This window comes from Slackia sp. (assembly GCF_977041755.1).
Map to the genome: position 1 here is coordinate 1 of NZ_CDRRGL010000116.1, position 5584 is coordinate 5584.

5 protein-coding genes are annotated in these 5584 nt (G+C 55.4%); 4 read left to right on the top strand and 1 reads right to left on the bottom strand.

Going from position 1 to position 5584, the window contains the following annotated elements; all coding sequences use genetic code 11:
• Nucleotides 1-138: 138 nt before the first annotated feature.
• Nucleotides 139-768, top strand: coding sequence for a TatD family nuclease-associated radical SAM protein (locus tag ACWI8T_RS07810; RefSeq protein ID WP_449138529.1), 630 nt, complete (start codon nucleotides 139-141; stop codon nucleotides 766-768).
• 60 nt (nucleotides 769-828) lie between these two features.
• Complete coding sequence (locus ACWI8T_RS07815) at nucleotides 829-1986, top strand: MFS transporter (RefSeq protein ID WP_449138530.1); 1158 nt, start codon at nucleotides 829-831, stop codon at nucleotides 1984-1986.
• A gap of 129 nt (nucleotides 1987-2115) precedes the next feature.
• On the opposite strand, the gene ACWI8T_RS07820 is transcribed toward ACWI8T_RS07815, so the two are convergent.
• Nucleotides 2116-3603 carry an MDR family MFS transporter gene (locus ACWI8T_RS07820; protein WP_449138531.1) on the bottom strand — a complete coding sequence of 496 codons (1488 nt, stop codon included), beginning with the start codon at nucleotides 3601-3603 and terminating at the stop codon, nucleotides 2116-2118.
• A gap of 526 nt (nucleotides 3604-4129) precedes the next feature.
• Between ACWI8T_RS07820 and bsh the strand changes: the two genes are divergently transcribed.
• Complete coding sequence (gene bsh, locus ACWI8T_RS07825) at nucleotides 4130-5098, top strand: choloylglycine hydrolase (protein ID WP_449138532.1); 969 nt, start codon at nucleotides 4130-4132, stop codon at nucleotides 5096-5098.
• 108 nt (nucleotides 5099-5206) lie between these two features.
• Nucleotides 5207-5584: peptide deformylase (locus ACWI8T_RS07830; RefSeq protein WP_449138533.1), on the top strand; the 378-nt coding region annotated here is incomplete at its 3' end.

Consider the following 5584-nt stretch of genomic DNA (forward strand, 5'->3'; position numbering starts at 1 on the left):
GAAACGGTCAATCCCCCCCACGTTCTTCCAAAACGAGAACCGAAACGGCTGCATACCACGCGAAGCGAACGGCAACCTCGCGCACATCTCCATCAGGTCGCTCCAATAGAAACCCCACTAGGTTGAAAGAAGTTCAGAATGCTCAAAGCCGAAACAATCGTCTACCCCGTCCACAATGGACTCTACGTCAACCTCACGAACCGCTGCAGCTGCGCGTGCACGTTCTGCATACGCCAAACCGCAACGGGCGTCGGCAAAAACGGCGAAGGGGCCGACAACGTGCTGTGGCTTGAGCACGAGCCCTCTTTCGAAGAAGTCATGGAAGCTTTCGACAAACAAGACATGAGCGCTTACGAAGAAGTCGTTTTCTGCGGATTCGGCGAGCCAACATGCGCGTTCGAAACCCTCAAACAGGTCGCGGCCGAAGTGAAACGCCGCTACGATATGCCAGTTCGCGTAAACACCAACGGCCAGGGCAGCCTCATCAACAGGCGGGATATCGCGCCTGAGTTCGAAGGTATTGTCGATACCGTTTCCATTTCGCTGAATACGCCCAACGCTGACGAATACCACGAACTCGTTCGCAGCAAATTCGGCGACGCCGCATTCCAAGGCATGCTCGATTTCGCGCGCGAAGTTCGTAAATACGTGCCGAACGTAATCATGACGACCGTCGAAACCACGATTTCGCACGAGGATGAAGCAAAATGCCAGGCCATCTGCGATGAGCTCGGCGTGCACTATCGCATTCGCGCCTGGGTCGATTAGCCCGAGCGTCGCTATGCCGCGACCGGCGCAACCCAATTCATCAAGTATGAAAGCATGTCGATGATTGCGACTCGAAAAGAAGACAAACTCGTCAACTACCTTTGCATGACCGGGCACATTTGCGCCGATATCAACCAAGGCGCGCTTTCGGCAACGCTTCCGTTTTTGGTGATGTACGACGGATATTCCTATACTGCGGTCGCCGGGCTCATATTCGCCGCGAATATCGCATCGGCGGTTATCCAGCCGCTCTTCGGCGCCATCGGCGACCACAGGGCATGCCCCTGGTTCATGGCACTCGGCGTTTTCCTTGCAGGGCTCGGCATGTGTGGCATCGGTTTTTTCGATGCCTATTGGACGGTGCTTGCCTCAGCCATGGTATCGGGCATTGGCGTGGCAATGTTCCACCCTGAAGGCGGACGCCTGTCAAACCTCGCCGCGGGCGCGCGCAAAGCAAACGGCATGTCTATTTTCGCCGTTGGCGGCAACATCGGCTTTTTCGTAGGACCGCTTATGGCTGCCGTCTTCCTTACCGCCTTTGGCATGCACGGAACGCTCGCTTTCCTCTTCCCCACGACCATCTGTGCAATTGTCCTGCTCGCATTCAATAAGCGCTTCCTTTCGCTGGGAATCGCCAAGAATTCAACTACGCAGAAAGACACAAAACCCGAGCGCTGGGGAAATTTCGCCCTCGCAATGGGCGTGCTTTCATGCCGATCGATCGTCGAATACGGACTTATGGCATTTATTCCGCTGTTCTTCGTGAGCGTGCTCGGCCAAGGCGAAACGTTCGGCTCGCTCATGCTTTCGGTATTCGCTATTGCGGGAGCCGTTGCAACGGCGATATCGGGCCGCATCACCGAACGCGCAGGCGTGTTCAGGATCGCCTATCTCTGTTTCGGAATTCTCGCTTTATGCCTGGTCGCGTTCGCATTCAACCGCTCACTCGTCTCGGCCGTGGTACTCGTGTGCGTGCTCACCTGCGCGGCCAACCTGTTCTACCCTTCTTTCGTCGCCTTGGGCATGAGCTACGTGCCCCGTCATCTGGGAACCGCATCGGGTATATCGTACGGCGTCGTTATTTGCGTTGGCGGCATTGTGGAGCCGCTTTTAGGAATGGCGGGCGATGCCTACGGCCTTCCGCTGGTAATGCTCATTATCGCGGGCGTTACCGTGATCGGGCTTGGCATGGTTGCAATCGTGAAACGCCACAACTAGCAAAAGCGACAGGAAATACCACCCCAGATAAAGAAGGAGCGCCCTTCAATCAGACGCCCCTTCTCGCGCATCGCGACGCGGTCATATGTCACATCAACGGTTCTGCATTTTTGAGTCCAACCGTTGACGCTATCGCTCACCGACAGGCTGCGCAGGCGCACACGCTTTCATTTCGTGCAGCTCCATCTCTGGAACAACGTCGGTCTTTTCCGCACGTTGCTTCAGCATGAACGCCACGAGCAAACCACACACAGCCAAAACAAACGTGAACGCAAAGCCCCAATGTGATCCGGTCGTGAAGGCCTCTGCCGCAGACGTGCCGCCAGCAGCGTAATAACTCGCCTGGCCCAAGCCCAAAAGGCTCGTCGCAATTGCGGTCGCGATTGCACCAAGCACCTGCTGCATCGTATTCAACGCAGTGGAGCCATCGGCGGAAAGCTGCGGGGGCAACGAATTCAAGGCACTCGTCTGGCACGGAGACATAGCGAGCGGCACACCGATCATGAGCACGATATGAGCGACAATCACGTATGCGATCGTGCTCGACCCCATCGCAAGCAGCAACATAATCGAACCCGCAATCGAAAGCGCGAAACCAATACGCGCGGGAATGCGAGCGCCCACGCGGTCGTACAAGCGACCAGCAAGCATTGATACAATGGCGTTCACGATGCCGCCCGGAAGCATGATAATGCCCGTCATGGCAACAGCGACACCCATTGCATTCTGAATGAACTGCGGCAGCAAAAACATGGCTGAAAGCGTGATGCCGAAGTTGATCATCATGGCGGCACCGCCCAAAACGAAACCGCGAATGCCAAAGATGCGCACATTGATAATGGGCACATCGATCATCAGCTGACGGCGCGCGTACCATACGAGCGCCACAATGCCGCACGCGAGAGGCGCAAGAACCTGAGCGCTCGCCCAACCGTACGAGCTCGCAAGGCCGACACCAAGAACAAGTCCACCGAAGCCGATGCATGAAAGCACGCACGATAGAGCATCGACGCTCGGTCGCGTCAATTCATAGGGGTTCACAAGGAATTTCAAAGCAAAGGCGACACCAACCGCAAGCACGACAACGAACGAGAAGAAAATCGCACGCCAGGAAAAGATACCCAAAAGAATGCCCGAAAGCGTGGGACCAATGGCAGGAGCAAACATAATAATGAGCGCTGTCACGCCCATTGCCGCACCAATTTTGCAAGGAGGAAACACCTCAAGCACCATAGAGAACATCATGGGAAGAATCAGACCCGTGCCGATGCCTTGCACCAGTCGCCCAAACAGCAGCACCTCGAACGTGGGGGCACAGCCGCTCACGAGCGAACCTGCGATAAACATGCCAAGAGAAAACAGCGTGAGCTTGCGAACGGAAAACCACTTCATAAGAATGCTCGCAAAAGGCATGACAAGGCCGATTACCAACATATATCCAATGACGAGCCATTGCGTGATGGCGGTATCGACGCCAAATGCCACGCCAAGCTGAGGCAAGGCAATATTCAAGCACGTCTCGCTGAACATGCCGGTAAAACCGCCCAGATACAAGCCCATCATTGTGAGGTAGGGATGCGCAACCTTCACGCGCGCTTCATTAAAACCATGAGACATAAATGTGCGACCAATTCCTTTCTATCGAAATCAACAAATGCGGCAATCGGACGATAACGAAGCTCAGCAAAAGTCGTCGCATACCTTCCCGAGACAACAAAAAAGAGCCCCGCAAGGACGATAAGCTTTCATCCTTGCGGGGCTCTTGAGCCCGTGACTACCACTAATTGACTCATTTATAACAGAAAAGCGCACCGTTTCGTAAGCGTTGAAATTGTGAATTTACATTTGTCTTGGCGCGGGGGCGAGATATGCGATTATGAACGAATTTCATTCGCCCATCTGGGATAATGTCGATTTCCTTCCTAAGGTAAAGCAGAATGCGAGCAGCTCAATATGCGTCGGCCACTTTCATGTTGGCAAAAACGGCCCGAATTCAAAAGGAAGCCCCACGCATAGCATCACAAGCACTCAACGCCATTCAACGAGCGCGTAACGGGCGCCGAACAATACCCCAACCACACTTGTCTACCCAAAAGGGCCGTCGCATGATGGGCAAATCGAAAAGAGCGTGAGAGGAGATTCAATGTGCACAGCAGTTCGTTTCTCAAGTGAGGAAGGATCCGTCTTCCTTGGCCGCAACCTCGATTGGAGCTGCGGATACGGCGAGAACATTCGCATTATGCCGAAAGGATTCATGATTCCGTGGGCGTTTGGCGAATCGGCTCCAGCTAAGCATGCCGTCATCGGAATGTGCGTCGAATTCCAGAACTACCCCCTGTTCTTCGACTGCGGCAACGACGCAGGACTTGCCGTGGCCGGCCTGAACCACCCGGGGTGCGCCGAATACGCTCCGAATCCCGCCGAAGGCAAAACGAACATCGCGGCATACGAATTCCCCACCTGGGTAGCGGCCAATTTCGAAACCGTCGATGAAGTTGAAGCCGCGCTCGCAGATTCGCTCATCATCGAAAAGCCCTTTAACGAGCACTTCCCCGTTTCGTATCTTCATTGGATCATTGGCGACGCCACGCGCTCAATCGTTGTGGAGTCGCGCGCCGATGGCCTGCATGTGTTCGACAACCCCGTCGATGTGTTGGCGAATCATCCGAACTTCGAATGGCACCTCACCAACCTTCGCACCTACATCACCGCAACGCCCGACATGCCCGCGCCTGCCACATGGGGCCGCGCTGAACTTGCGCCCTTCGGTGCGGGCGCCGGAATGAGGGGCATTCCCGGCGACGTGTACTCGCCCTCGCGCTTCGTGAAGGTCGCTTACCTCAACGCCAACTGTCCCGCAAAATCGGGCGAACACGACAACGTGATGCGAATGTTTCACACGCTGAGCAGCGTTTCGATGGTCGAGGGTGCATCGGTGATGTCGAACGGCGAATTCGAGAAAACCGTCTATACAAGTTGCTTCTCTGGCGCGACGGGTCGCTACTATTTCAATACCTACGACGACTTCACCATTCGCTACGCCAGCCTTGAAGATGCCGAGCGCGCCGACGCCAGCACGCTTATCGAATGCGAGATGAAGGAATTCGCTTAAACAAGCGCCCTCGATAAGCACGTTCACAACCAGCACGGAAACCACGCTCACGAACCGCATCGCAACCTGGTAGAATGCAAGGGTTGAAACCAATCCGAAAGGCACATCATGATTAAAGAGCTCGTTTTTGACGATGTCATTCTGAGCACGCCCTGCGAAGCGGCCACCGCCGAAGACGCCTCCGTGGCGCAAGATCTCATCGACACGCTCGCATCTATCGAAGGCGCAGCATGCCTGGCCGCGAACCAGATTGGCGTGACCAAAGCGCTGTGCGTTTACCTGGACGAATCCGACAAGCCCCACGTGATTTACAATCCCAAAATCATGCTGGGCCTCGCCGCGTTCAAAACCGAGGAAGACTGCCTCACGCGCCCCGAAGACCAGCTGAGCAAGGTCACCCGCTACGACCACATGAAGCTCGCTTTTGACGAGCTCGTCGATGGTGAACTCAAACATCGCAAGCGCGACTTCGCCGGCTGGGAAGCG

Bases quoted from the DNA above. Each gene is read 5' to 3' on its own strand.
- ACWI8T_RS07815 (WP_449138530.1), top strand. From the start codon at position 829: ATGATTGCGACTCGAAAAGAAGACAAACTCGTCAACTACCTTTGCATG.
- ACWI8T_RS07820 (WP_449138531.1), bottom strand. From the start codon at position 3,603: ATGTCTCATGGTTTTAATGAAGCGCGCGTGAAGGTTGCGCATCCCTAC.
- bsh (WP_449138532.1), top strand. From the start codon at position 4,130: ATGTGCACAGCAGTTCGTTTCTCAAGTGAGGAAGGATCCGTCTTCCTT.
- ACWI8T_RS07810 (WP_449138529.1), top strand. From the start codon at position 139: ATGCTCAAAGCCGAAACAATCGTCTACCCCGTCCACAATGGACTCTAC.